This is a genomic window from Amycolatopsis sp. EV170708-02-1 (assembly GCF_022479115.1).
In the GTDB taxonomy this organism is placed as follows: domain Bacteria; phylum Actinomycetota; class Actinomycetes; order Mycobacteriales; family Pseudonocardiaceae; genus Amycolatopsis.
This window is the reverse complement of sequence record NZ_CP092497.1, coordinates 7,791,106-7,817,269: the sequence shown is the minus strand read 5'-3', so window position 1 is coordinate 7,817,269 and position 26,164 is coordinate 7,791,106. Positions and strand designations below refer to the sequence as shown.

At 64.9% G+C, this 26,164-nt stretch carries 20 protein-coding genes and 3 rRNA genes; 16 read left to right on the top strand and 7 right to left on the bottom strand.

All coding sequences use genetic code 11. The features are described 5' to 3' along the window. Window positions 1–7 precede the first annotated feature (7 nt). The 4 genes from MJQ72_RS35340 (at window position 8) to rrf (ending at window position 7,143) form a co-directional block, all read left to right on the top strand. Window positions 8–1,570, top strand: a complete 1,563-nt coding sequence (locus tag MJQ72_RS35340; RefSeq protein ID WP_240595400.1) for an amidase — start codon at window positions 8–10, stop codon at window positions 1,568–1,570. 397 nt (window positions 1,571–1,967) lie between these two features. Further along, window positions 1,968–3,484: ribosomal RNA gene (locus MJQ72_RS35335) — 16S ribosomal RNA — on the top strand. Between the two features lie 325 nt (window positions 3,485–3,809). Beyond that, window positions 3,810–6,944 (top strand): 23S ribosomal RNA (locus MJQ72_RS35330). Between the two features lie 82 nt (window positions 6,945–7,026). Next, window positions 7,027–7,143, top strand: a 5S ribosomal RNA gene (rrf, locus tag MJQ72_RS35325). The 16S, 23S and 5S rRNA genes sit together here, the layout of an rRNA operon. A gap of 123 nt (window positions 7,144–7,266) precedes the next feature. Here the strand turns inward: rrf and MJQ72_RS35320 are convergent. Continuing rightward, window positions 7,267–7,713 carry an Lrp/AsnC family transcriptional regulator gene (locus MJQ72_RS35320; RefSeq protein ID WP_240595399.1) on the bottom strand — a complete coding sequence of 149 codons (447 nt, stop codon included), beginning with the start codon at window positions 7,711–7,713 and terminating at the stop codon, window positions 7,267–7,269. Between the two features lie 107 nt (window positions 7,714–7,820). Here MJQ72_RS35320 and MJQ72_RS35315 point away from each other — a divergent pair, with 107 nt between their 5' ends. From MJQ72_RS35315 to MJQ72_RS35295, 5 genes are all read left to right on the top strand, one after another. Continuing rightward, on the top strand, window positions 7,821–8,273 hold the full coding sequence (locus MJQ72_RS35315; protein ID WP_240595398.1) for a rhodanese-like domain-containing protein: 453 nt from the start codon (window positions 7,821–7,823) through the stop codon (window positions 8,271–8,273). 82 nt (window positions 8,274–8,355) lie between these two features. Then, complete coding sequence (locus MJQ72_RS35310; RefSeq protein ID WP_240595397.1) at window positions 8,356–9,111, top strand: type 1 glutamine amidotransferase; 756 nt, start codon at window positions 8,356–8,358, stop codon at window positions 9,109–9,111. 93 nt (window positions 9,112–9,204) lie between these two features. After that, window positions 9,205–10,335 (top strand): inorganic phosphate transporter, encoded by a 1,131-nt coding sequence (locus tag MJQ72_RS35305; RefSeq protein ID WP_240595396.1) that lies wholly within the window; start codon window positions 9,205–9,207, stop codon window positions 10,333–10,335. A gap of 110 nt (window positions 10,336–10,445) precedes the next feature. Continuing rightward, entirely contained in the window at window positions 10,446–13,418 is a 2,973-nt protein-coding gene (locus MJQ72_RS35300) for a bifunctional [glutamine synthetase] adenylyltransferase/[glutamine synthetase]-adenylyl-L-tyrosine phosphorylase (protein ID WP_240595395.1), read from the top strand. Window positions 13,419–13,546: 128 nt separating this feature from the next. Then, window positions 13,547–13,981: a thioesterase family protein gene (locus MJQ72_RS35295; protein ID WP_020633826.1), complete on the top strand. Its 435-nt coding sequence runs from the start codon at window positions 13,547–13,549 to the stop codon at window positions 13,979–13,981. A 93-nt stretch (window positions 13,982–14,074) separates the two neighbouring features. On the opposite strand, the gene glnA is transcribed toward MJQ72_RS35295, so the two are convergent. Then, window positions 14,075–15,499, bottom strand: a complete 1,425-nt coding sequence (gene glnA, locus MJQ72_RS35290) for a type I glutamate--ammonia ligase (RefSeq protein ID WP_005167524.1) — start codon at window positions 15,497–15,499, stop codon at window positions 14,075–14,077. A 172-nt stretch (window positions 15,500–15,671) separates the two neighbouring features. On the opposite strand from glnA, the gene MJQ72_RS35285 reads away from it, so the two are divergent. Then, a complete protein-coding gene (locus MJQ72_RS35285; RefSeq protein ID WP_240595394.1) occupies window positions 15,672–16,157 on the top strand; it encodes an RDD family protein in 486 nt (161 codons plus the stop codon). Window positions 16,158–16,219: 62 nt separating this feature from the next. Here MJQ72_RS35285 and MJQ72_RS35280 read toward each other — a convergent pair whose 3' ends face one another. Together MJQ72_RS35280 and MJQ72_RS35275 are read right to left on the bottom strand one after the other, a co-directional pair. Beyond that, window positions 16,220–16,729: a hypothetical protein gene (locus MJQ72_RS35280; RefSeq protein ID WP_240595393.1), complete on the bottom strand. Its 510-nt coding sequence runs from the start codon at window positions 16,727–16,729 to the stop codon at window positions 16,220–16,222. Between the two features lie 548 nt (window positions 16,730–17,277). Continuing rightward, window positions 17,278–18,006, bottom strand: a complete 729-nt coding sequence (locus MJQ72_RS35275; protein WP_016331624.1) for a DUF4191 domain-containing protein — start codon at window positions 18,004–18,006, stop codon at window positions 17,278–17,280. Between the two features lie 63 nt (window positions 18,007–18,069). On the opposite strand from MJQ72_RS35275, the gene MJQ72_RS35270 reads away from it, so the two are divergent. The 6 genes from MJQ72_RS35270 to MJQ72_RS35245 all read left to right on the top strand — a co-directional run bounded on the left by MJQ72_RS35270 (window position 18,070) and on the right by MJQ72_RS35245 (window position 22,588). Continuing rightward, window positions 18,070–20,157 carry an ATP-dependent DNA helicase UvrD2 gene (locus tag MJQ72_RS35270; protein WP_240595392.1) on the top strand — a complete coding sequence of 696 codons (2,088 nt, stop codon included), beginning with the start codon at window positions 18,070–18,072 and terminating at the stop codon, window positions 20,155–20,157. A 216-nt stretch (window positions 20,158–20,373) separates the two neighbouring features. Continuing rightward, on the top strand, window positions 20,374–20,640 hold the full coding sequence (locus tag MJQ72_RS35265) for a hypothetical protein (protein WP_240595391.1): 267 nt from the start codon (window positions 20,374–20,376) through the stop codon (window positions 20,638–20,640). Between the two features lie 167 nt (window positions 20,641–20,807). Beyond that, on the top strand, window positions 20,808–21,191 hold the full coding sequence (locus MJQ72_RS35260; protein ID WP_007033873.1) for a WhiB family transcriptional regulator: 384 nt from the start codon (window positions 20,808–20,810) through the stop codon (window positions 21,189–21,191). Further along, on the top strand, window positions 21,188–21,439 hold the full coding sequence (locus MJQ72_RS35255; protein ID WP_240595390.1) for a hypothetical protein: 252 nt from the start codon (window positions 21,188–21,190) through the stop codon (window positions 21,437–21,439). The genes MJQ72_RS35260 and MJQ72_RS35255 overlap by 4 nt, the downstream gene beginning before the upstream one ends. A 103-nt stretch (window positions 21,440–21,542) precedes the next feature. Next, the gene (locus MJQ72_RS35250; protein WP_240595389.1) at window positions 21,543–22,412 is read left to right on the top strand and encodes a class I SAM-dependent methyltransferase; all 870 of its coding nucleotides are present in this window, start codon (window positions 21,543–21,545) and stop codon (window positions 22,410–22,412) included. Beyond that, window positions 22,409–22,588: a hypothetical protein gene (locus MJQ72_RS35245; RefSeq protein ID WP_240595388.1), complete on the top strand. Its 180-nt coding sequence runs from the start codon at window positions 22,409–22,411 to the stop codon at window positions 22,586–22,588. Before MJQ72_RS35250 ends, MJQ72_RS35245 begins: the two co-directional genes overlap by 4 nt. A gap of 5 nt (window positions 22,589–22,593) precedes the next feature. On the opposite strand, the gene MJQ72_RS35240 is transcribed toward MJQ72_RS35245, so the two are convergent. The 3 genes from MJQ72_RS35240 to MJQ72_RS35230 all read right to left on the bottom strand — a co-directional run bounded on the left by MJQ72_RS35240 (window position 22,594) and on the right by MJQ72_RS35230 (window position 26,100). Continuing rightward, window positions 22,594–23,505 (bottom strand): hypothetical protein, encoded by a 912-nt coding sequence (locus MJQ72_RS35240; protein ID WP_240601496.1) that lies wholly within the window; start codon window positions 23,503–23,505, stop codon window positions 22,594–22,596. Between the two features lie 142 nt (window positions 23,506–23,647). After that, window positions 23,648–24,988: an AarF/ABC1/UbiB kinase family protein gene (locus MJQ72_RS35235; RefSeq protein ID WP_240595387.1), complete on the bottom strand. Its 1,341-nt coding sequence runs from the start codon at window positions 24,986–24,988 to the stop codon at window positions 23,648–23,650. Window positions 24,989–25,065: 77 nt separating this feature from the next. Continuing rightward, window positions 25,066–26,100 (bottom strand): hypothetical protein, encoded by a 1,035-nt coding sequence (locus MJQ72_RS35230; protein ID WP_240595386.1) that lies wholly within the window; start codon window positions 26,098–26,100, stop codon window positions 25,066–25,068. Window positions 26,101–26,164: the final 64 nt, after the last annotated feature.

Below are 26,164 nucleotides of genomic sequence, written 5' to 3'. Positions count from 1 at the left end.
AGACCTGATGGTGCGGCGGCCGGTGTTCGGAGTTCTGACGGCGCTGGTCGCCGCGACCATCGCGGCGAGTGCCGCACCAGCGGCCTCCGCCGCGGGAAAGCCACTCGATCTCGACGCCGCCGACATCCCCGCGCTCCAGGCCCGGATGTCCTCCGGACGGCTGACCGCGGTCGGCCTGACCTCGGCTTATCTCGACCGCATCCACAAGGTCGACCGGAAGGTGAACGCGGTCATCGCGGTCAACCCGGCCGCGCTCGCGCAAGCCGCGGAGAGCGACGTCCGGCGCCGTGCCGGCAAGACGCGCGGACCGCTGGACGGCATCCCGATCCTGGTGAAGGACAACGTCGACACCCGCTCCCAGCAGACGACGGCGGGGTCGCGCGCACTGCGTAGCAAGCCCGCCAAGGACGCGACTCTGATCCGCCGCCTGCGCGACGCGGGCGCGGTCGTCCTCGGCAAGGCGAACCTGTCCGAATGGGCGAACTTCCGCGCCGCCAAACCCACTTCCGGGTGGTCCGGTGTCGGTGGGCAGACGAACAACCCGTACGTGCTCGATCGCAACCCGTGCGGGTCGTCCGCCGGATCCGCCGCGGGGGTCGCCGCGTCACTCGCCCAGGTGGCGATCGGCAGTGAGACCGACGGCTCGATCGTCTGCCCGGCGGGGATGACCGCGACGGTGGGTCACAAACCGAGCCTCGGCCTGGTCAGCCGCACCGGCGTGGTGCCGATCTCGGCCGAACAGGACACCGCCGGCCCGATGGCCAGGCACGTCGTCGACGTCGCGCTGACCCTGTCGGCGCTCCAAGGCCGGGATCCGAGCGACCCCGCCACCGGCACGTACCCGCCGAATCAGCCGACCGACTACGCCGCGCACCTCCGGCCCGGCGTTCTGAAGGGTGCCCGGATCGGGCTCTGGCGCCTGCCGGTCCTCGGCCCGGACGTCGACGCCGTGCTGACGAAGACCAAGAACTCGCTGGTCAAGGCAGGAGCCGAGGTCGTCGAGGTGACTCCGCCGTACCAGGCGAGGCTCGGCGAGCTGGAGTTCCCTGCCCTGCTCACCGAGTTCCACCGCGACATCGATCGCTACCTCGCCACGCGCCCCGAAGGCCCGCGCGACCTTGCCGCGTTGATCGCCTACAACCGGTCCGACCCGCTGGAGCAGACCTGTTTCGCCGGACAGGAACTCTTCGAACAGGCGCTCGTCGCGCCCAGCCCGTCCGACCCCACCTACCAGGCCAACCGCCGCGAACTCACCGACCTGGCGAAACGCTCGATCGACGAGACCCTCGCGAAGCACCGCCTCGACGCCATCGCCGCGCCGACGAACCCGCCCGCCTGGAAGACCGACTGCAAGACCGGTGACAACGACGTGATCCCGTCGTCGACGCCGGCCGCGGTCTCGGGCTATCCCGCGGTGACCGTGCCCGCCGGTTTCGTCGGCGAGCTCCCGGTCGGGGTTTCGTTCATGGCGGGGCAGTGGACGGACGCCCGAGTGCTGGCCTACGCGGCCGACTTCGAACGCGTCGTCCCCGCCCGCGAACCGCCTCGCTACCTGAAGACCGTCGGATGACGGGGGTTTGTACCGGCTGACCTGCGGCGATGTCGTTAAGTGACCCCCCTGTTTTCGGGGGGGTTCCGGGGCATGTAATCTTCTCTTCGTCGCCAGGAACACCGGGCCACCGGGGCCGAAAGCCCCGAGGCCAGGCGCCAGGGCCGAGCGGGTTGACACCGCGAACCGGACCAGGTAACGTTCAGCGTCGGCCCACGAGCGGCCGCCGACCCCCTACGACTAACAACGTAGGATTCGGCATGCTCGACCAAAAAGCTTGTGAATATCGCTTTGAAACAAAGCGTGTTGCTTGAGAACTCAACAGTGTGCTAGTGAACTAAGCCAGTAGAGCTTATGTATTTGAACCTCGTTTGAGGTTCCTTTGAGAGCAAGTATTTTGCCTCGATCAAATTTGACATTGTTGGAGAGTTTGATCCTGGCTCAGGACGAACGCTGGCGGCGTGCTTAACACATGCAAGTCGAACGATGAAGCCTTTCGGGGTGGATTAGTGGCGAACGGGTGAGTAACACGTGGGCAATCTGCCCTGTACTTTGGGATAAGCCTGGGAAACTGGGTCTAATACCGGATATGACTTCTGCGGGCATCCGTGGAAGTGGAAAGCTCCGGCGGTACGGGATGAGCCCGCGGCCTATCAGCTTGTTGGTGGGGTAATGGCCTACCAAGGCGACGACGGGTAGCCGGCCTGAGAGGGTGACCGGCCACACTGGGACTGAGACACGGCCCAGACTCCTACGGGAGGCAGCAGTGGGGAATATTGCACAATGGGCGCAAGCCTGATGCAGCGACGCCGCGTGAGGGATGACGGCCTTCGGGTTGTAAACCTCTTTCGCCAGGGACGAAGCGCAAGTGACGGTACCTGGATAAGAAGCACCGGCTAACTACGTGCCAGCAGCCGCGGTAATACGTAGGGTGCGAGCGTTGTCCGGAATTATTGGGCGTAAAGAGCTCGTAGGCGGTTTGTCGCGTCGTTCGTGAAAACTCCACGCTTAACGTGGAGCGTGCGGGCGATACGGGCAGACTTGAGTTCGGTAGGGGAGACTGGAATTCCTGGTGTAGCGGTGAAATGCGCAGATATCAGGAGGAACACCGGTGGCGAAGGCGGGTCTCTGGGCCGATACTGACGCTGAGGAGCGAAAGCGTGGGGAGCGAACAGGATTAGATACCCTGGTAGTCCACGCTGTAAACGTTGGGCGCTAGGTGTGGGCGACATCCACGTTGTCCGTGCCGTAGCTAACGCATTAAGCGCCCCGCCTGGGGAGTACGGCCGCAAGGCTAAAACTCAAAGGAATTGACGGGGGCCCGCACAAGCGGCGGAGCATGTGGATTAATTCGATGCAACGCGAAGAACCTTACCTGGGCTTGACATGCGCCAGACATCCCTAGAGATAGGGCTTCCCTTGTGGTTGGTGTACAGGTGGTGCATGGCTGTCGTCAGCTCGTGTCGTGAGATGTTGGGTTAAGTCCCGCAACGAGCGCAACCCTTATCCTACGTTGCCAGCGCGTTATGGCGGGGACTCGTGGGAGACTGCCGGGGTCAACTCGGAGGAAGGTGGGGATGACGTCAAGTCATCATGCCCCTTATGTCCAGGGCTTCACACATGCTACAATGGCTGGTACAGAGGGCTGCGATACCGCGAGGTGGAGCGAATCCCTTAAAGCCGGTCTCAGTTCGGATCGCAGTCTGCAACTCGACTGCGTGAAGTCGGAGTCGCTAGTAATCGCAGATCAGCAACGCTGCGGTGAATACGTTCCCGGGCCTTGTACACACCGCCCGTCACGTCATGAAAGTCGGTAACACCCGAAGCCCATGGCCCAACCCGTAAGGGGGGGAGTGGTCGAAGGTGGGACTGGCGATTGGGACGAAGTCGTAACAAGGTAGCCGTACCGGAAGGTGCGGCTGGATCACCTCCTTTCTAAGGAGCAACACATCCACCCCGCCGGGATACCCGGACCAACGGTTGGTGGAGTGGGCACGGCTCAACATCCGAATGTGGTGTTGCCGGGCTTGCTCAAGGAATTGTGGAACTACTGGTTATGGTGTCGCCGGTTTTTGCCGGGACGCTCTAGTACTGCTTCCTTCGGGAAGCGTGGAACGGGTGCTCCTGGGAAGTCGGAGGGATTGTTCGCTGGCATGCTGTTGGGTCCTGAGGCAACACGCCAAGGGGCTTACACGAGCTCCAGGTTGTTTGTTTCTGGTGTGGTGTTTGAGAACTGTAGAGTGGATGCGAGCATCTTTGTGGTCAAGTTGTTAAGGGCACATGGTGGATGTCTTGGCTTCAGGAGCCGATGAAGGACGTGGGAGGCTGCGATATGCCTCGGGGAGCTGTCAACCGAGCTGTGATCCGAGGATTTCCGAATGGGGAAACCCAGCACCAGTTATGTGGTGTTACCCGCATCTGAATATATAGGGTGTGTGGAGGGAACGCGGGGAAGTGAAACATCTCAGTACCCGTAGGAAGAGAAAACAACCGTGATTCCGTGAGTAGTGGCGAGCGAAAGCGGAAGAGGCTAAACCATGCACATGTCAAGCTGTCAGGCGTTGTGTGTGTGGTGTTGTGGGACCCGCCTTGAAGAGACTGACATTTCTTCGGGTTGATGTGCTGGTTAGTGGAACGCCTTGGGATGGGCGACCGGAGTGGGTGAGAGTCCCGTACGCGAAAACCAGTTTCTGAGACCTTGGTGGTGTTCCCGAGTAGCAGCGAGCTCGTGGAATTTGCTGTGAATCTGCCGGGACCACCCGGTAAGCCTAAATACTTCCTGAAGACCGATAGCGGACTAGTACCGTGAGGGAAAGATGAAAAGTACCCCGGGAGGGGAGTGAAAGAGTACCTGAAACCGTGTGCCTACAAGCCGTCAGAGCCCGAGCACATCCTTGTGATGTTGAGGTGATGGCGTGCCTTTTGAAGAATGAGCCTGCGAGTTAGTGCTGCGTGGCGAGGTTAACCCGTGTGGGGTAGCCGTAGCGAAAGCGAGTCTGAATAGGGCGATTGAGTCGCGTGGTCTAGACCCGAAGCGGAGTGATCTACCCATGGCCAGGCTGAAGCGTCGGTAAGACGACGTGGAGGGCCGAACCCACTTAGGTTGAAAACTGAGGGGATGAGCTGTGGGTAGGGGTGAAAGGCCAATCAAACTCCGTGATAGCTGGTTCTCCCCGAAATGCATTTAGGTGCAGCGTCACATGTTTCTCCACGGGGGTAGAGCTACTGGATGGTCTAGGGGCCTTACCGGGTTACCGAAATCAACCAAACTCCGAATACCGTGGTGTGAGAGTGTGGCAGTGAGACGGCGGGGGATAAGCTTCGTCGTCGAGAGGGAAACAGCCCAGAACACCAGCTAAGGCCCCTAAGTGTGTGCTCAGTGGGAAAGGATGTGGGATTGCCCAGACAACCAGGAGGTTGGCTTAGAAGCAGCCACCCTTGAAAGAGTGCGTAATAGCTCACTGGTCAAGTGGTCCTGCGCCGACAATGTAGCGGGGCTTAAGCACACCGCCGAAGCTGTGTCATTGACACATATAGATCGGCGTTCTCCTTGAGGGGACGTCTAGTCGTGTTGATGGGTAGGGGAGCGTCCTGCATCCAGGGAAGCGGCGGCGGAAGCCAGTCGTGGAGGGTGTGGGAGTGAGAATGCAGGCATGAGTAGCGAATGCAGAGTGAGAAACTCTGCCGCCGGATGACCAAGGGTTCCTGGGCCAGGCTAATCCGCCCAGGGTAAGTCGGGACCTAAGGCGAGGCCGACAGGCGTAGTCGATGGATAACGGGTTGATATTCCCGTACCCGAGCACGTGCGCCCAGGATGAGGCGGTTGATACTAACCACCCAAAGCCAGTTACCGAAGTCTTCGGATGGAGGTTTCTGTGTGGAGCGTGGGATCTGATTCCGTAGTAGTCGAGTGATGGGGTGACGCAGGAAGGTAGCTCCGCCAGTGAGTGGTAGTACTGGTGTAAGCGTGTAGACCGAATGGTAGGCAAATCCGCCATTCATATAGGTTGAGACGTGATGCGTAGCCGATTGAGGTGAAGTAGAGTGATCCTATGCTGCCGAGAAAAGCCTCTAGCGAGTGCGTGCACGGCCCGTACCCCAAACCAACACAGGTGGTCAGGTAGAGAATACTAAGGCGATCGGGTGAACTGTGGTTAAGGAACTCGGCAAAATGCCCCCGTAACTTCGGGAGAAGGGGGGCCAAACACTCTGAAGTCCCTTGCGGACTAGGGGTGGGTGGCCGCAGAGACCAGCGGAAAGCGACTGTTTACTAAAAACACAGGTCCATGCGAAGTCGCAAGACGATGTATATGGACTGACGCCTGCCCGGTGCTGGAACGTTAAGAGGACCGGTTAACCCTTCGGGGTGAAGCTGAGAATTTAAGCGCCAGTAAACGGCGGTGGTAACTATAACCATCCTAAGGTAGCGAAATTCCTTGTCGGGTAAGTTCCGACCTGCACGAATGGCGTAACGACTTTCCGGCTGTCTCAACCACAGGCCCGGCGAAATTGCACTACGAGTAAAGATGCTCGTTACGCGCGGCAGGACGGAAAGACCCCGGGACCTTTACTATAGTTTGGTATTGGTTTTCGGTTCGGCTTGTGTAGGATAGGTGGGAGACTGTGAAGCTGGCACGCTAGTGTTGGTGGAGTCGTTGTTGAAATACCACTCTGGTCGGATTGGGAATCTGAACCTCGGACCATGATCTGGTTCAGGGACAGTGCCTGATGGGTAGTTTAACTGGGGCGGTTGCCTCCTAAAGAGTAACGGAGGCGCCCAAAGGTTCCCTCAGCCTGGTTGGCAATCAGGTGTTGAGTGCAAGTGCACAAGGGAGCTTGACTGTGAGACAGACATGTCGAGCAGGGACGAAAGTCGGGACTAGTGATCCGGCACCACCTGGTGGAAGGGGTGTCGCTCAACGGATAAAAGGTACCCCGGGGATAACAGGCTGATCTTGCCCAAGAGTCCATATCGACGGCATGGTTTGGCACCTCGATGTCGGCTCGTCGCATCCTGGGGCCGGAGTAGGTCCCAAGGGTTGGGCTGTTCGCCCATTAAAGCGGCACGCGAGCTGGGTTTAGAACGTCGTGAGACAGTTCGGTCCCTATCCGCCGCGCGCGTAGGATACTTGAGGAAGGCTGTCCCTAGTACGAGAGGACCGGGACGGACGAACCTCTGGTATGCCAGTTGTCACGCCAGTGGCATGGCTGGTTGGCCACGTTCGGAAGGGATAACCGCTGAAGGCATCTAAGCGGGAAGCCTGTTCCAAGATGAGGTATCCCACCCCATGTGGGTTAAGGCCCCCAACAGACCATTGGGTTGATAGGCCAGAAATGGAAGCACAGTAATGTGTTGTCGAGTTGACTGGTACTAATAGGCCGAGGACTTGCCCACAAAGATGTTACGCATCCACTCTACAGCTCTGAAACACCACACAACCACCAGCAAGATCGGTGGGAGTGTTGTTTCATAGTGTTTCGGTGGTTATAGCGTCAGGGAAACGCCCGGTCCCATTCCGAACCCGGAAGCTAAGCCTGACAGCGCCGATGGTACTGCAACCGAAGGGTTGTGGGAGAGTAGGACACCGCCGGACTAACATTGAAAAGAAGGTCTGGGACCTGGTCGAGAACCGAGAGTTCTCCCAGGTCCCAGACCTTTTTTCATACCCGTCCTTCGTCGAGTGGTAGCAAAGGTCCCTTGCTCCCCGCGGGGTCGTTCAGCAGCTTTCTCGGCCGATCGAGCGCCGGCGGACAGGTGACGAGAAGACCAGCGAAGTGGTCGTCTCGCCGTAGCGCTGCATCCGCTCTACGAGTTCCTCCAGTTCCGCAGTGTTCCGGCAGGCAACTCGCACCAACCAGCACTCGTCGCCCGTGACGTGGTCAGCGTCGAGCACCTGGGGGAGCGCGAGGATGGTTTCGCGGAAGCGCGTCGTGTCCAGGCTGCGCACCTTCGCCCGGACAATCGCTTCTATCGGAAGCCCGAGCTTCGTCAGATCGACACTTGCCGAGTACCCGGTGATGATCCCTTTCTCCTCGAGCCGGCGAACCCGCTCGGTTACCGCGGGCGCGGACAGCGACACCCGCCGGCCGAGCTCCGAGTAGGTCAACCGGCCGTCGGACTGGAGCAGCTCGAGTAGCTGCCAGTCAAGATCATCGAGGTTCACAGAACTCCAGGTCGATCGTCATGCCCGCCAGGAATCTCCAGGCTAGCCGGCGCCAAGACCTGGATTCTCCGATGTTGCGGATGATCACTGGCCACGAGGATTGAGTCATGACGACCGAACCCCGCGTACTGACTTTCCCGGCTCTGGACAGCGCGACCGCGGCCGCGCACCTGCGTGCCGAACTCGCCCTCGAGGTCGACCCGGACGACCTGGTCCGAGATCTCGCCGCTGACTTCCAGCAGGGGTACGTGGTCGTCGAGACCAGAGCTCCCGAGGCCTTCGCCTCCGCCCGCATCCCCGGCGCGATCAATCTCCCCTACCGGGAGCTGACAGCAGAGTCGGTCAGTGGGCTGGACCGTGAACTCGTTTACATCTGCTACTGCGAGAGCATCCACTGCAACGCCGCGACCAAGGGCGCTTTGAAACTCGCGGAGCTCGGCTTCAAGGTCAAACGCTTGTCCGGTGGCATCGCGGCCTGGCAAGCGGCCGGCTATCCCGTTGAGCGAGACGCGCTGGTGCCCGCGCGCACTTCCGCATCCACCCCGCGCTGTGCCTGCTGACGCTTGAGGAGCAAGGGACCTTTGCTACCACGGGGGCGGTAGCAAAGGTCCCTTGCTCTCGGTGCGGTCGTAGGCTGGGGACGTGACCGCTCCCAAGTTGCTCGTCATCCAGCCAGATGAATCAGACCCGATCGGCCCTCTCGGCGACTGGCTCACCGAGGCAGGCGCCGAGCTCGACATCCGGTTGCTGCCCGAACAGGATCTCCCCGCCGATCTAGGCGGATACGCCGGCGTCGTATGCCTTGGCGGCGGGATGGGCGCCAACGACGACGAGGCTCATCCGTGGCTCGCGGACGTGCGGAAGCTTCTGTCGAAGGCCGTAGGCGCGCGGATCCCGACCCTTGCGATCTGTCTCGGCAGTCAGCTGCTGGCGGTGGCGCTGGGCGGAAGCGTCAGCACCGGCGATCAAGGGCCCGAGGTCGGCCCGGGGCTTGTGTCCAAGAAGGACGCTGCGTGGACCGATCCGCTGTTCGCGGACCTGCCGCTCATGCAGGACGTCCTGCAGTTCCACAACGACGCGATCACCCGGCTGCCAGCAGGCGCGGAGCTTCTCGCCTCCTCCCCGCGGTATGCCTACCAGGCCTTCCGATTCGACCGTTGTGCCTACGGTGTCCAGTTCCATATCGAGACGACGCCGGATGTGGTCCTCGATTGGGCTCGGCAGGCGCCGGAAATGGCGGAACTCACCCGGCCGGACGTACTTACCCCGGAAAACCTCGCCAAGGTGCATGCCGATATCACCGAAACCTGGCGTCCGTTCGCCCATCGCTTCGTCCGACTGGTGTCCGGTGACCTCGCCCCGGCTGCGGACCGTCAACGTACATTGCCGATGGCTTAACGACTTATGTCTCAAATCCGTATGGGTTGTTAACACTCGGGTCTTTGCGTCAGGTACCTTGCGAGGGGAGTTTCGAAGGGTTCGGAGGTCGGGGTGGAGCCCTCACTGTTGGTCGTGCTTGTCGTCGTCACGGCCCTAATTTTCGATTTCACAAACGGGTTCCATGACACGGCCAACTCGATGGCGACGTCGATCGCCACGGGGGCGTTGCGTCCCAAGGTCGCCGTGACGATCTCCGCGGTCCTGAACCTCGTCGGAGCGTTCCTGTCGGTCGAGGTGGCCAAGACCATCTCGAATGGACTGGTCGACGACACCAAGATCGGACCGGCGATCGTCTTCGGGGGCTTGGTCGGGGCGATCGTGTGGAACCTGATCACCTGGTTCATCGGCCTGCCGTCCAGCTCGTCTCATGCGCTGTTCGGAGGGCTGATCGGTGCCACCTGGGTGTCTGCCGGGACGGACTCCGTCCATTTCGGAAAGATCGTCGAGAAGGTGCTGGTTCCCGCGGCGCTGTCGCCGGTCTTGGCCGGTCTCGTCGCGATGGCCGTGACGTACTTCGTCTACCGCATCTTCGTCCGCCGCGGTCGCACCGCGGGCTTCAGAGTCGGCCAGATCATCTCGGCTTCGCTGGTCTCGCTCGCCCATGGCACGAACGACGCGCAGAAGACCATGGGCGTCATCACACTGACGATGATCACCGCTGGAGCCCTCCCTGCCGGGGCCGGGCCGCCGCTCTGGGTGATCGTCAGCGCGGCGCTGGCGCTGGCACTCGGGACGTACCTGGGTGGCTGGCGGATCACCTACACGCTGGGTAAAGGCCTGACCGATATCGATGGCCCACAGGGCTTCGCCGCGCAGACCAGTTCGGCGGCCGTCATCCTCGCCTCGACGAACTTCGGCTTCCCGCTTTCGACGACCCATGTCTGTTCCGGAGGCATCGTCGGCTCCGGCGTGGGCAGGAATGAGTCACCGGTTCGCTGGCGTACGGCCGGCCGCATGGTGATCGCCTGGCTGTTCACACTTCCGGCAGCCGCCATCGTCGGTGCCGGTGCCGGTCTCGTGACCTCGACCGGCACAGTGGGGACGATCGCTGTTGGCGTCGCGGGCCTCGCGATCGGCATCGGGATCTACCTCCTGTCCCGACGGAGCCCCGTCAACGCCGGCAGCTTCACCAGCCCCGCCCCGCCCGTTCCAGAACAGGAAGTCGGCAGGATCGCCGCCTAGCGGGAGCAAGGGACCTTTGCTACCGCCCGAGCCGAGGTGGTAGCAAAGGTCCCTTGCTCCCTTGCGCGTCCACCTGGCCACGGGCGGGAGGACGACTACGGTGGAAGCCGATGGTTGAGCGCGCCAGGCCGACCGCTTCCGTGGCGAGATACGGCTTCACCGATCCCCGTGCCGACGGGCAGCTGCGTGCTGCCGGTTGGTGGACCGAATCCGGCCCGGACGCCTCCGCCGCCGACGTGTTGTCCGCACTTTCCCGGGCGGCGGATCCTGATCTCGCCTTGAGCGGCCTGGACCGGATCAGGGAAGCCGATCCGGCAGCCTGGATCGGACTCGACCAGGCGCTCCGTACCAATCGCACCTTCCGCGGCCGGATGCTCGGTGTCTTGGGCACCTCGAGCGCGCTCGCGGACTTCTTGGCCTCGAACACCGGCTGCTGGAAGACCCTCGAAGGACAGAAGAGCACCGCGCCGGATCAATACGTGGGCAGTCTCCTCGACCACTTGCGGCCGGAAGGAGAAGTGCTCACTGGGCTTGAGTCTGAGCAGGCTCTTCGCGTCGGCTACCGCGAGCTGCTCCTCGGCATCGCCGCGGCTGACCTCGGGCATCTTGTCGAACCTGGCCTTCGCCAGCCCCCCTATGCCGAGATCGGAGCCCAGCTCACCACGCTGGCCGAGGCCGCACTGACAGTGGGGCTGCTGGTCGCGGAGGCTGAGGTGGGTGCCGGTGTCGAAGGCCGGCTGGCCGTGATCGCGATGGGCAAATGCGGTGGTCGAGAGCTGAACTATGTGAGCGACGTGGACGTCATCTTCGTCGGCGACGGAGATCTGTCCATCTCCACGCGGCTGGCCAGCACGATGATGCGTGTTGTCGGCAAGGCCTGTTTCGAAGTCGATGCGGCGTTGCGTCCGGAGGGGAAGGCGGGTGCCCTGGTCCGGACCCTCGATGGGCATGCCGCCTACTACCAAAAGTGGGCCAAGACCTGGGAGTTCCAGGCCTTGCTCAAAGCACGGCCGGTGGCAGGCGACGCCGAGCTCGGGCGTCAGTACGCGGAGATGGTCGCACCGAAGGTGTGGGCAGCGGCCGATCGGGAGAATTTCGTTCCCGAGGTCCAGAAGATGCGGCGCCGCGTCGAAGGTCATGTGCCTTCCGCGCACGCCGAACGGGAGCTGAAGCTGGGGCGCGGAGGCCTCCGCGATGTCGAGTTCGCGGTGCAGTTGCTGCAATTGGTCCACGGCCGGATCGACACGGAGCTGCGTTCTCCCTCCACGATGGACGCACTCGCCGCCCTGGGTGACGGCGGCTACGTCGGCCGGAAAGACGCCGCGGAACTCGCATCGTCATACGAATTTCTCCGGACCATCGAGCACCGGCTTCAACTTCGCAGGCTCCGGCGTACACATCTGTTTCCCGCTGCCTCGGACGTCAGCGAGCTGCGAACGATCGCGAGAGCGAGCGGGGTGCGGCCGGCTCGGGGCAAAAGTGAAGGGGACGTCTTGCTGGCGGAGTTCCGCCGCCACCTGCAAAGCATCCGACGGCTTCACGAAAAGCTCTTCTACCGGCCTCTGCTGCAGTCTGTCGCGAACGTGCCGACCGAAGCGCTCCGGCTGACCACGAAACAGGCAGAGAGTCGTCTCGCCGCGCTCGGCTATGCCGCTCCGGACGGTGCTTTGCAGCACATCAAGGCTTTGACCGCGGGAATGTCGCGTCGGGCGGCCATCCAGCAGGCTCTGCTACCGGTCTTGCTGGACCTTCTCGCCGACACGCCGGACCCTGACCGCGGGCTGCTGTCTTATCGGAAGGTCTCCGAAGCGCTTGAGGAAACGCCTTGGTACCTCAGGGTGCTTCGGGACGAGGGCGCGGTCGTCGAGCGGCTCGCATTTCTGCTGGGCACCTCGCGACTGGTGCCCGACCTGCTGGCGAGAGCGCCCGAAGTCCTGCAGCTGCTCGGTGATCCGGCGCGACTGGCCGGTCGCACTCCGGCGGAGGTGGCCACCTCGCTGCGAGCCGCAGTGCGGAGGCAGCCGGGTCTGAACGCCGCGGTCGCGGCCGCGAGATCACTCCGCCGTCACGAGATGCTGCGGATCGCGTCGGCGGATCTGCTGGGGTTGCTGGACGTTCCAGCTATCTGCGCGGCGTTGTCGAGTGTGTGGGTCGCCGTGCTCCAGGGTGCCTTGGCCGCCGCGTTCCGCCAGCGTCAGGCTGAGCTCGGCGAGACTCCCGCGAAGATCGCTGTCATCGGAATGGGACGCCTGGGCGGGGCCGAACTCGGCTACGGATCCGACGCGGACGTCCTTTTCGTGTGCGAGCCAGCAGAAGGTGTGTCGGACTCCGAGGCCGCGAAGTTCGCTTCCTCGGTCGCCGAGACGGTGCGCAAGATCCTCGGGGCCCCCAGCCCAGACCCTGCGCTGGTCGTCGACGCCGATCTCCGCCCGGAGGGGCGGAGCGGCCCGTTGGTGCGAACCCTCGAGTCCTACCGCAGCTACTACGGTCGTTGGGCGGAGGTCTGGGAATCGCAAGCGCTGCTCCGGGCCCGGTTCATCGCCGGCGATGAGGACCTTGGCGCTCGGTTCATCGAGATGATCGACCCCATTCGATACCCGCAAGCCGGTCTCGACGCGGTTCGGGTGCGGGAGATCAGGCGGATCAAGGCCCGCGTGGAGACGGAGCGGATGCCCAAGGGCGCCGACCCGACACGGCACACGAAACTCGGTCGTGGAGGGCTCGCCGATGTGGAATGGACTGTGCAGCTCATGCAGCTGCGCCACGGACATGAAGTCGAGGGGCTTCGGACCACCTCGACGATCGACGCGTTGAAAGCCGCGGCAGAGGCGGGGCTGGCCGAGCCCGCAGAGATCGAATCCCTGACCGAGGCCTGGCTGCTGGCGACGCGCGTTCGCAATGCCGGAATGCTGGTCCGAGGTAAGGCCGTCGACGAGATCCCCAGCTCTGGTCGAGATCTGGCCGCGGTCGCGCGAGTACTCGGATACTCCGCCGATGACGACCCAGGCGAGTTCCTCGACGCCTACCGGCGGACGACGAGACGTGCTCACGCGGTTGTGGAGACCCTCTTTTACCAGGGCTGACCGCTCTGACCTGCGGTAAGTGAGCAAGGGACCTTTGCTGCCGCCCGCCTGGAACAGCAGACGTGGTAGCAAAGGTCCCTTGCTCACACTCGGCGTCGCGGAGGGTGAGTGGCGCTTACAGTGGACCGGTGACTGTGCGCGAGCCATTTCGCACCCGGATCAAGGTGCGTCATTACGAGCTGGACACCCTTGGCCATCTCAACCACGCCGTCTACCACTCATACGGCGAGGTCTCCAGACTTGAGCTGATGGAGCTCGCCGGCGGCCTCAACTCCGGCATGCGCGACGCGAACCTTGCGTTCGTGCTGCTCGAGTCCCATATCGTGTTCCGGCGCGAGCTTCGTGCAGGCGATGTCGTCGACGTGACCTGCGACGCCAAGTTCGGCACCGGCAAGACCTTCCACATGGACTCGAACATCTACAAGGTCGACGGCACGCTCTCCGCGGAGATCACGTGCACGCTGGGGCTGATGGATCTCGAGCGCCGAAAACTGGTGGACGACCCGCGTGGCCGCATCGAGCGAGCAGGCGTCGATCTGAAGGTTCTTTCCACTTCGGAGTAGCCCGTACCTCGAACGACCCAATAAGAAACGCCGGTGGTGAGGGCGCTTCCGCACCTCACCACCGGCGTGCTCTTGGTGTTGCTTACCGCACGATCACACGTCGTAGTACAGCGAGAACTCGTACGGGTGCGGGCGCAGCCGCAGCGGGTCGATCTCGTTCTCACGCTTGTAGGAGATCCACGTGTCGATCACGTCGGGAGTGAACACGCCACCCTCGAGCAGGTAGTCGTGGTCCGCTTCCAGCGTGTCGAGGACCGCGCCGAGGTCGCCAGGAACGAGCTTGACGTTCTGGGCCTCCTCGGGCGGAAGCTCGTAGAGGTCCTTGTCGATGGGCTCCGGCGGCTCGATCTTGTTCTTGATGCCGTCGAGACCGGCCATCATCATCGCCGAGAACGCGAGGTACGGGTTACCGGACGAGTCCGGGCACCGGAACTCGGCGCGCTTGGCCTTCGGGTTGTTGCCCGTGATCGGGATACGGACACAAGCCGACCGGTTCCGCTGCGAGTACACCAGGCTGACCGGGGCCTCGAAGCCCGGCACGAGCCGGTGGTACGAGTTGACGGTCGGGTTGGTGAAGGCCAGCAGGCTCGGCGCGTGCTTGAGCAGGCCGCCGATGTAGTGGCGGGCGGTGTCGGACAGACCCGCGTATCCCGACTCGTCGTGGAACAGCGGCGTGCCGTCCTTCCACAGCGACTGGTGGCAGTGCATGCCCGAGCCGTTGTCGCCGGCGAGCGGCTTCGGCATGAAGGTCGCGGTCTTGCCGGCGGCGAACACGGTGTTCTTCACGATGTACTTGAACAGCTGCAGGTCATCCGCAGCGTGCAGCAGCGTGTTGAACTTGTAGTTGATCTCGGTCTGGCCGGCGGTGCCCACCTCGTGGTGCGCGCGCTCGATCTCAAAGCCGGAGCCCTGCAGGTTGCGGACGATCTCGTCGCGCAGGTCGGCGAAGTGGTCGACCGGCGGGACCGGGAAGTAGCCGCCCTTGAATTTCGTCTTGTAACCCTGGTTGCCGCCGGGCACGTCGGCACCGGTGTTCCACCAACCCTCGACGGAGTCGATCTCGTGGAACGAGGCGTGCTCGGCCGAGTCGAACCGGATCGAGTCGAAGATGTAGAACTCGGCCTCCGGGCCGAAGAACACGTTGTCGGCGACGCCGTACTCGGAGATGTACTGCTCAGCCTTACGCGCGATGTTGCGCGGGTCGCGGCTGTACGCCTCACGGGTGAACGGGTCGTGCACGAAGAAGTTCAGCGAGAGCGTCTTCGCCTTGCGGAACGGGTCGATACGCGCAGTTTCGGGGTCCGGGAGGAGCAGCATGTCGGATTCGTGGATCGACTGGAAACCACGCACCGAGGAGCCGTCGAAGGCCAGGCCTTCTTCGTAGGCTTCTTCGTTGAACGCCTTCGCCGGAACGGTGAAGTGCTGCATAACGCCGGGCAGGTCGCAGAACCTGACGTCGACGACCTCTACGTTCTCGTCGGCGATAAGGCGCTGAATGTCGTCTGGAGTAGTGGGCACCCTCGGTGACTCCTTCTCGTTCGTTGCCGGCGGCAGTACTCTCTTCGGCTCACGCTAAGAGCGCGGTGTTGCCCGACCGTCACCCGTATGTTTCGCCGGTGTTAACGGGGCGGCGATATCGGGTAGTCGACCAGGGCGAATGTGGCCCGCGCCACCGGCATACCCTGGATGGGTGGCGAGATGGACCGGAGAATGGCTGCCCGGAGCCGGTGACGAGACGACTGCCGGTGGCGAGGGTACGCAGCGGTGGCGTGGCGAGCGACTCGGCTTGCCCCAATCGGGTGTCGGCTCGGTAGCGGGCGGCGGCGCGCGCCTCCTCGGGCTGATCATCGATTTGGTTCTCGCCTCGCTGGTCACGACCCTCTTCGTGACACCCAGCCTTCAGGACCCGGCTGTCATGCAGACCTTCAACCTCTGGTCGGTCGGCGTCTGGGCGGCGATCACGGTCATTCCCGCCGCCTTCTTCGGCTTCACACCCGGTATGGCAGTGGTCGGAATCCGCGTCGCCAGGCTTGACGGCGCGCAAATGGTCGGGGTGTGGCGTGCGGTCGTGCGGACGGCGCTGACCTTCGTGATCATTCCGGCCGCGATCCGCAACATCGATGGCCGAAGCTGGCTCGACCGGCTGACCGGGACCGTCGTGATCCGCATGCGATGACCTTGGTGGGGAGCAAGGGACCTTTGCTCTCGCCGGAGATGTCGCTGCCGGACCGGGCGTGGTCAGGCAGCCGGTGTTGCAGGAACGCTCCCGATGTCCGGAGGCGGGCGTTGCCGAGCGCGGCGGTGCGCCGCTCGCAGATCCTGGATCACCACCAGTGGTTCGTCACGCAGCTGTGCCGGGCCTACCTGGACGACGATGAGGCCTGGTGCGACCAGCGCCGTCACCTTGGGCGACCTGTCCGGTTCGAGAGCGACCTGGTCGTAGCGGACCTGCAATGCGACGCCGACCTGCGACCACCAGGCGTCGGCGACGCCGACCACCGCTCCATCCGAAGTCCGCAGCTCTACCCTCCGCGTGGGCCTGGGCAAGCCGCTGCGCTCGAGTACGGACTCCAGCCACTGCTCGACGGCGGAGTCGACCCCGTCTTGGAGGGCGTTGACGACGATTCGAGGGAGTGCCGAGCCGATCGTGCTGGCCTGGGCAAGCTCGACTCGAAGTTCCTCCGGCGTGCAAAGCCCGCGATGGACCGCGTCGTGGATCATCGCCCGCACCGACTTGAGTTCGTCCATACGTCGCGCCGCGTCGATCAGGGCCCGGGCGAGTGGTGCGACGGGTAGCCCGTCGATTTCCACTGGTTCCGGTAGATGGATCGTTCGTTCTACGACGGCGAATCCCCAGGTGGCCACTTTGCTCCGGTGGGGAATCAAGGTGTGCGCGCGTCTTTCCGGCGGGAGTCTTCGCACTCCGTACAACCTGGCGGCCTGTACGCCGGTGAGCATCGCCTCGGGGCCCGCGTGAGTCAGTGCGACCTTCAAGAGCTGACGCTTGGTCGGTGTGGTGTTGGTCAGGAGGATCACGCCGGGTATAGGACGTCTCCACGGCCCGCCTTCTCGGCAATACCGAGAGATCGAGGAGTGTGAGTACCCCAGGGCGACAAGTTTCGCCCGGGCGGCCACGCCGTCCGGGAACATCGCTGCCAGCACCTTCTGCCTGGCGCTCGAAGTTCTGTCCACACAGTGATCATGCGACCACCCACCGACAGTTTTTCGCCCGAAGATGAATTAAGGGTCCTTTGCTACCACCTAGCGGTAGCAAAGGACCCCTGATTCTCGTTTGGTCAGCGTCGGCGGATGGTGCGCTGGACGTTGCGCATCTTCGCGCCGGCGGGCATCGGCCCCTTGGGCATGGCGGCACCGCGGCTGCCGAGGGCGGCCAGCTTCGCTTCCAGCGCGTCGACCTGGGCAGGCTTGAGGTTGCGGGGAAGCTTCATCAGGTAGCCCTGAAGCTTCTTCAGCGGCACCTGCTGCTCTTCGTTTCCGATGATGACGTTGTAGATCGGAGTTTCACCGATCAAGCGGGACACACGCTTCTTCTCCTGCGCGAGCAGGGACTTCACGCGGTGCGGCGCCCCTTCGGCGACGAGCACGACACCCGGGCCGCCGAGCACCCGGTGCACGGCGTCGAGCTGGGTCGTGGCCGCCACGGTCGGCGTCACCTTCCAGCGGCCTCGCATGTTCTCGAGTGCCCAGGCCGCGGCGCCAGGCTGCCCGTCGGCCTTCGAGTACACGGTCTTCTGTACCCGCCTGCCGAAGATGATCACAGCGGCGAGCGCGCCGAGCAGAATGCCCAGCGGCAGCACGACCCAGTGGACGTCGAAGATGAACCCGATGCCGAACACGACACCGGTGATGACCAGGAGCGATCCGACCATCCACGGGATGAGCGCCTTGTCTTCCTTGCGCTGCATCTTGAAGGCCTCGAAGATCTGCCCGCGGCGAGCCTTGCTCGCGGCGCGCTTCTCCTTCTTGGCCAGCTTCGCTGCTTCCTTGTCCTGCTTTCCCGCCATGTGACCAGGATACGGCCGCGTGCCCTGCGCCGATCCCGTCGGGCCCTCTGCGAGGATCGGGGCGTGGTTAGCGCATCGTCCCCGAAGAGTCGTCCAGGCCTGCTCGATGGGCTCGATCCCGAGCAGCGCGCCGCCGCCTGTGCGCCGAGGGGGCCGGTCTGCGTCCTCGCGGGCGCGGGGACCGGCAAGACGCGGACGATCACCCACCGCATCGCCCACCTGGTCCGTTCCGGGCACGTCGCCGCTGGTCAGGTTCTCGCGGTCACTTTCACGACTCGCGCCGCGGGGGAGATGCGCACGCGTCTCCGGGGGCTGGGTGTCGACGCCGCCCAGGCGCTCACCTTCCACGCCGCCGCCCGCCGCCAGCTTCGCTACTTCTGGCCACAGGTGGTCGGGGACCGGCCGTGGGAGCTCCTCGAAAACAAGTTCCGCTACATCAGCCAAGCCGCCAACAAGGCCGGCCTCGGCACCGAGACGGAGCTCTTGCGCGACCTCGCCAGCGAGATCGAGTGGAGCAAGGCCTCTTTGGTGTCACCGGACGACTATCCGGCGGTCGCCGCGCGTATGCAGCGGGACACACCGGCTCCCGCGTCGCAGGTCGCGGAGGTCTACCGCAACTACGAGAAGGTCAAGAACGCCGCGCAGGTGCTCGACTTCGACGACCTGCTCCTGCACACCACGGCGGTCCTCGAAGAGCACACGGTGGTGGCCCAGGAGTTCCGCGAGCGCTACCGCTGCTTCGTCGTCGACGAGTATCAGGACGTCACCCCGCTGCAGCAGCGGTTGCTCGACGCCTGGCTCGGCGGACGCGACGACCTGACCGTCGTCGGCGACGCCAACCAGACCATCTATTCGTTCGGTGGTGCTTCTCCCCGGCCGCTGCTGGAGTTCACACGGAGGTTTCCCGAGGCGACGGTCGTGAGGCTCGAGCGGGACTACCGGTCGACTCCAGAGGTCGTGGCCCTCGCCAACCAAGTGATCGGCGCCGCGCGCGGCCGTCCTGCGGGCTCGAGGTTGAAACTGATCGGCCAACGTCCTTCCGGGCCGAGCCCGCGGTTCGCCGAATACGACGACGAGACCGCCGAGGCCGCGGCCGTCGCCCGCAGGATCCGCGACCTGCTCGACGGTGGAGTGGCGGCCAGCGAGATCGCGGTGCTCTACCGCGTCAACGCCCAGTCGGAGGCGTACGAGCAGGCTCTGGCCGAGTTGGGCATCCCGTACCTGGTCCGCGGCGGTGAGCGGTTCTTCGCCAGGGCGGAGGTCCGGCAGGCCATGTCCGCGTTGCGGATGGCGTCGACCGACGCAGACACCGGCGAGCTGGTGACCAGGGTCCGCTCCGTACTCGCGAAGGTAGGGCTCACAGACCAGCCGCCCGCCGGCGGCGCGGCGAAAGAGCGTTGGGATGCGCTTCTCTCGATCGTCGAGTTGGCGGAGGAGCTGGCTTCCACCGTCGACGACGCGGATCTGCCGCGTTTCGTTGCGGAGCTCGAGCAGCGGGCGACTGCGCAGCACCCGCCGACGGTGGAGGGCATCACCCTGGCCTCGCTTCACGCGGCGAAGGGGCTCGAATGGGACGCTGTGTTCCTCGTGGGGCTCGCCGAGGGGACCATGCCGATCCTCCATGCCGACGGCGATGACGCGGCCATCGAAGAAGAGCGCCGTCTCTTCTACGTCGGCGTCACTCGGGCGCGAGAGCACCTCTCGCTCTCGTGGGCCTTGGCCAGGACGTCGGGAAACCGTCGCAATCGACGCCGCAGCCGCTTCCTCTACGGCCTCATCCCCGAAGACCATCCTGCGGCGAGGGTCGCCCGCTCTCAGCAGCCGAAGCAGTCCGGCAACAAGGCCCGGTGCCGGGTGTGCGGCGGGCCGTTGCCGGAGACGCTCGACATCAAGCTGGGCCGCTGCTCCCGTTGCCCGTCCAACGTGGATGAGCAGCTGCTCGAGAAGCTGAAGTCCTGGCGTGGGGAACGCTCGCGCGAGCTCAAGGTGCCGGCGTTCGTCGTTTTCACGGACGCGACGCTGGTCGCCATCGCCGAGCAGCGGCCGACCGACGACACGGCGTTGTGCGCCATCTCCGGGATCGGCGCGACGAAGCTCGAACGCTTCGGAGCGGAGGTTCTCGACGTCGTTCGAGCCTCGGTGGAGTCTTGACCGCGTTCCAGGCATGATCCACGCGGCGAACCCGCTGCTCAGAGCCGATCTTCGCAACTTCGACGGATTTTCTGGAAAATAAGTTGCCCCGGTGCGGCCGGGGGCAATAACCTGCAGGTACCGGGCGGGAAGAGCCCGGACTGGGGAAGAACATCTACAACACAGCGTAGACCGCAGGGCGGCTCGCGCGCGACAGAGAAAGGTGGTGCCGGTGAAATGACGATCAACATGATGCTCACGAACCCTGGCACCCGTCTGTCCTGCGTCGCGGAAGTCCCGCAGGCTCAGCGCCAGGGCACCTTTGTGCCCGTGAGCATCCTCGCCGCCCGCGGCACCCAGCGTTTCGACCTTGGCCGGATCGCCGCTGACGAAACCTTCTCGCACGCTGCCGCCTTCGGTGGAGCGTACGAGAACGGTGGCGTCGATCTGCCGGTCATCAAGCAGTTCCGTGTTCCGTTGTCCATACGGGAGCGAAGTTCCTGACCTAGTCAGGACCAGAGGCTCACGAAGGCCGCGGAACCGGGTTACCGGATCCGCGGCCTTCGTGTTTTTGCTGCACAAACAAGTTGGCTGCACAACCTAATTGGGGTTCAGCGTTGTCCAGTTCCACCGTGAGTACGAAATCCGTTACGGGACAGAGGAGTGCACTTATGTCATCGGCCATAGCTTTCGCGCCGGGGGAGGCTCTGCCTTTCGCCGACGCCGGAGTCGTCGACCTGCTCGACGCCATCGACTCGCCTGAGTCGATGCTTCCCTGCCGTTCGGGCGACGCGGACCTCTGGTTCGCCGAGTCGCCGGCAGAGCTCGAGCGGGCGAAGGCCTTCTGCGCGGACTGCCCGGTCCGTTCCGCTTGCCTCGCGGGCGCCCTTTCGCGGCGTGAGCCGTGGGGTGTCTGGGGTGGCGAAATCTTCGAGCGTGGCGTTGTCGTCGCGCGGAAGCGGCCCCGTGGCCGTCCCCGGAAGAACCCGGTCGTCGAGCCCGCCGCCGAGGCTCGCCCCGTTGCGCGCAAGGTCGAGCGGAGCGCAGCGGCATGACCGTCGAACTCATCACCACCAGGGATTACGAGGCGCTGACGGGAACTCACGCGCCGACCGAATTGAACGAGATCAAGGTCGAGGAGACCAGCGAAATGTTGCTTTATGAAGAACTGTCCAGGGCCCGAATACGAGACCTCGAGGAGGGAGTCCGCGCGCAGCGGGCTCGAAGCGGCCCACGCGCCGCACGCAGGTGGACCAAGGTCGCCCGCTGGGCGGCCCGGCGAGCCGAGCGCCATCAGGCTTGACCACTCGGGGGAGCGGGGGACCTTTGCTACCGCATGGTGGTAGCAAAGGTCCCCCGCTCCCTTTTGGGGCGTGGCGCGGCTCGGCTTGGTGTTCACTGGGGGAATGGCCGTACACACGCACGACGACATCGACTGGGCTGATCGGCTTCGGTCGCTTCGCATGGCTGAGGCACTCGACGCCGAGCCGATGCGCGAGGCGGCTCGACGGCTGCTGAAGGGTATGCCGGATGGCCCGACCATCCTCGACGTCGGCTGCGGCGCCGGTGGGATGAGCGTGCTCTTCGCCGAGGAGCTCGCTTCCGCCGGAGCCAAGGTCGTGCTGGTCGACGCGACGGAGCAGCTGCTTGCCGAGGCGCACCGCGTCGTCCGGGCGGCCGCGGATGACAGGGCCACCGTCGAGACGATCCACGCGGACGTGGCCGATGACGGGTTGGCCGCCAAGCTTCCGCCCGCCGATCTGGTCTGGGCTTCCCGCGTGGTTCATCACCTGCCTGATCAGCAGGCGGCCATCGACACTCTCGCCCGGTTCGCCCGCCCCGGAGGGCTGGTCGCCATCTCCGAGGGCGGTCTGGACTTCACCTGTCTTCCTTGGGATCTCGGCATCGGCAGGCCCGGGCTCGAGGCGAGGCTGCTCGCCGCGCGCGGCGAGTGGTTCGCCGAGATGCGGGCAGGAATCCCCGGCTCCGTTTCCATGCCCTACGGCTGGAATATCGCGTTGCGGCGAGCCGGCCTCGCCGACGTCGATTCCTTCGGCGTGCTCATCCACCATCCGGCGCCCGGGCCCGAACTGCTGCAGGAGTTCATCGTCGAGCGGGTGACCTGGTTGAACGAAGTGGCAGGCGACCGCCTCACCGATGAGGACCACGAGACTGTGGCCGCGCTGGTGGATCCGGCGAACCCTGCTTTCCTCGGCGCGCGCCAGGACCTGTTCCTGCAAGGAGCGAAGACGATTCATTGCGGACGCCGGCCATGACCGACCCGGTCGGTTGCTCGCTGTGCGGCCGGATCCGTGGCGTCGACGAGGAGCCGGCGCAGACGCTCGCCTGGGTTTCCACCCGTGAGAAGAACGTCGTGCGCTGGATGTGCCCCGCCTGCGCTCGGCGCCATACCCGCGACATCGAGGGAAAGCTGCCGGACGAGTACTGGTGAACCGCTCAGGCGGCATCGATCCGCCCGATCGTGCGGACCTTCGGCCGCGGTGTCCGCGCCGCTTCGGCGAACGCCCTGACCAGCTCTGCAGCGACTTCCATCGGAACCTTCCGCATCTGGTCGATGGTGCAGCGCACCAGCACGGTCCCGGTCGCGGTCAACGCCAGCGGATGGAAATTCGCGGCGCCCTGCTTCGGGGCACGGAACTGCCATGCCATGCCGATGTCGTCCCACCAGGCATCGGCGGTGCCGATGGGCCGCCCTCGTCGGTCACAGAGCGTCGTGTTCCACGACGGTGAGGGCAGCGGACAGCCATCGAGGACCTTCTTCGCCAGCCCATGCGCGTATGTCTCCTCGGGATCGACGCGCCGCAAGGCCGCTCGGACCGCTGCTGAGCCCCGGCGGTTGCCGGAATCGAGCTCCACGCTCAGCTCCTCGAGTGTGCACAGACCCCAATACAGCGGTAGCGCGATCAGCGCGTCTATTCGCGAAGGGTCGAGCTCCAGCCGGGCCAGATCGAGCGCGGCCCTGGCCGGTGGGGCGAACGGAACACCGTCGATCACGGTCGGCGGCGGCATCCGTGTGGTTCTTCGCGGCAGCATGCCGGGCTCCGCCGGAACGCGCCGGTAATCGGGGACGAGGAGATGGACCTCCCGCGTCACCGAACAGTCGACGCCTCGGGCGCGTAGCGCGTCGGCACCCGTCACCACCACGTCCGGCCCGAACCGTGCGACAGCGGCCTGCAACAGCTGAAGCCGGGTGGGCGCGGTGTCGCGCAACAGGATCACGCCCGGCATCAGCCTTCGCCAGGGACCGCCCGGACCACAGAGCTTCGCGGCGTAGCGCGCGGTGACGCCCGCCTTCCGCAGCTCGCGGCTGGTGATGATCCCGGATTCGCTGGTGTTACTGAGCGCCATGAGTCGGGCGCTTCGTGTAGTGGTCATGAATCGAGGATGACCGCTGGGCCGACCGGGTGGAACCGCTTCCGCGAACATGTGGACAACTTGCCCGCTCGACCCCGTTTTTGGCTCAGTCGCACCGTTCCCTGTGGATAACTTCTCAGGCCGCGAAGCCCGGCTGCCACCGTTCGACGATCGCGCGGGCGGGGATCTCCGCGTCCAGCTGGCAGAGGATGCCGGTGGATCCGGCGGTCACCCGGTGGATCATGAGGTACTCGGGCGGCAGGTTGAGGGAACGGCCGATCCGGAAGTCCCGGCCGCGGGTATCGCCGACCCGGCCCGCCTGTCGTTGCATCCAGCGGCGGGTGAAATGGAACGTGTCGCCCGCCAGCGGCTCGGTGAACGGTGCCAGGTACGCGAGTACGTCGTCGGCCCGCAGATCCGCGTCGGCCCGGATGAAACCGGACTCACGAAGCAGCCGCATGAGCTTCGCGGACTCGCCGTCGAGCGCCAGCCTGGTCATTTCACCGAGGTGCTGCGGGATCCCCTCGGGCAGCCGGGACACCCCGCCGAAGTCGATGACGCACAGCCTGCCGTCGGCGGTCAGCATGAAGTTGCCGGGATGCGGATCCGAATGCAGGAGCCGGGCGCGTTCCGGCGACGAGTAATGGAACTCGGTGAGCAGACGGCCGGCGCGGTCCCGTGTCTCCTTGTCACCGCCGGCGATGATCTTCGAGAGCGGGGTGCCGGTGGCCCACTCCGTGACGACGACCTTCGGCGCGCTGGCGACCACGCGGGGGATCAGGAACCCGGGGACGCCTTCGAACGCCTTCACGAAATCACGCTGGTTCTGGGCTTCTGCCTGGTAATCGAGCTCTTCGTTCATCCGCTCGGCGAGTTCCGCCAGGAGCGGCTTCACCTCGGTTCCCGGCACGAAAGCCTGGAACAACCTGCTGAAACGCTGGAGCTGCCGGAGGTCGCTCCGCAAGGCGTCGTCGGCTCCGGGGTATTGGACCTTGACGGCGACCTCGCGCCCGTCGTGCCAGGTCGCGCGGTGGACCTGGCCGATGCTCGCGGACGCGGCGGGCTCGTCGTCGAAGGCCGCGAACCGCTGCTGCCAGGTGCGCCCCAGCTGCTCGGCGAGGACCCGATGGGTCTGCCGGGTGGGCATGGGTGGCGCGGCCGCCTGAAGCTTCGTCAGGGCCTCGCGATAGGGCTTCGCCATCTCGTCCGGCACCGCGGCCTCGAAGACGCTCAGCGCCTGGCCGAACTTCATGGCGCCGCCCTTGAGCGTGCCGAGGACCTCGAAAAGCTGCTCCGCCGCCTTCGCGGACAGTGTCGCGTTGACCTCTTCGGCGCTTTGCCCGGTCAGCCGCCTGCCCCAGCCGCCGACCGCCCGTCCCGCTATGCCGAGGGGGATGCTGGCCAGCTTCGCCGTTCGCGCGGCCCCGTTGCGGGGGATGGCGGCGTCACGGTCCTCGGCGTTGCGGGAGTCGGTCACCTTCGCGATTCTGCCTTGATTCACTCCGCCCGCGCAGCCTGTTGAGGGAGTGTGTGTGGGCTACGTCGCTCGCCGTATCACCGGGCGCCGCATCCGCATCCGGTGTGCGGCGGCCAGTCGCGGTGCCGGATCGTGCCGTCGAAGAAGTCGATCTCCAGCGTTGCGTTCCAGGCGGGCGGAGCCTGGTCGCCTGGGGAGAGAAGCCGGAGCGCCTGTGCGGTGGCCAATGCGGCGCACGCCTGGACGGCGCCGAGGTCCGGCTGTTGCACGTGTCCCGCGAGCTGGCTCGCCACCCTCGGCCAGGAGTCGTCCCGGCCTGCCCGGTGCAGGTCGGCGCAGCGCAGGCAACTGCTCCGGCCGGGCACCACCAGCGGCCCGACGATGCCGACCCCGTCCCGGACGCGTACCGGCAGGTGGTTGACGCCGTCACGGACGAGCTCCTCGACCACTTCGGGAGCCGGTACGACGGCGTCGGTGAGCAGGACGAGTTCCGGGCGCCGGTCCGAGTAGAGCCTGGTGGTCGCGATGTCCGCCGCGGCGCGGCGCACCACCTGGGCCAGCGCGTCGCGGCGTGGCATGCCGATTTCGGCTTCGGTGTAGCCCGAGCCCAGGTCGCCTTCGCCGACCAGGCCCGATGCCCGGACGTCGATATGACCGACGCCGCCTTTGGCGAGCAGGACGGCGATGGCCGCGGCCAGCCTGCCGTCGCCGTGGATCGCCACCGCGGTGCGCTTGCGGCGCGCCGTCATGGCGGCCTGATGGTGGCGGGCGCGAAGCGACCAGAGCCCTGTTTCCGCTCTCGGTCTCGGATGCCCGTCGGATTGCCCCGCGTCGGTCACGAGCCCTCTGGCCGTCAGGTCCGTCATCAGGTCCCGCAGCTGTTCGTCGTGTTCGCTCTGCGCGAGCACGATGTCGTCCGCGGCCCGGTTTCCGTCCAGTTCGCGGAGTGCCGTGGCCACCTCGGTGGCGACTCCGGTGACGACCACGGCGTGGGCGGGATCGAGGCCGATCTGGATCTCACCGTTTCCCCGTTCCAGCACGGCCAGGCCGGGAAGCAGGGCCGGGAAGGCGGGCAGGATGATCGATCGCAGATCCGGTTCGCGCAGGTTCATGATCGCAGGATCGCACTCATCCACCGCCCCATCGGCCGAAAGAACGCGAGTTATCCACAGGTTG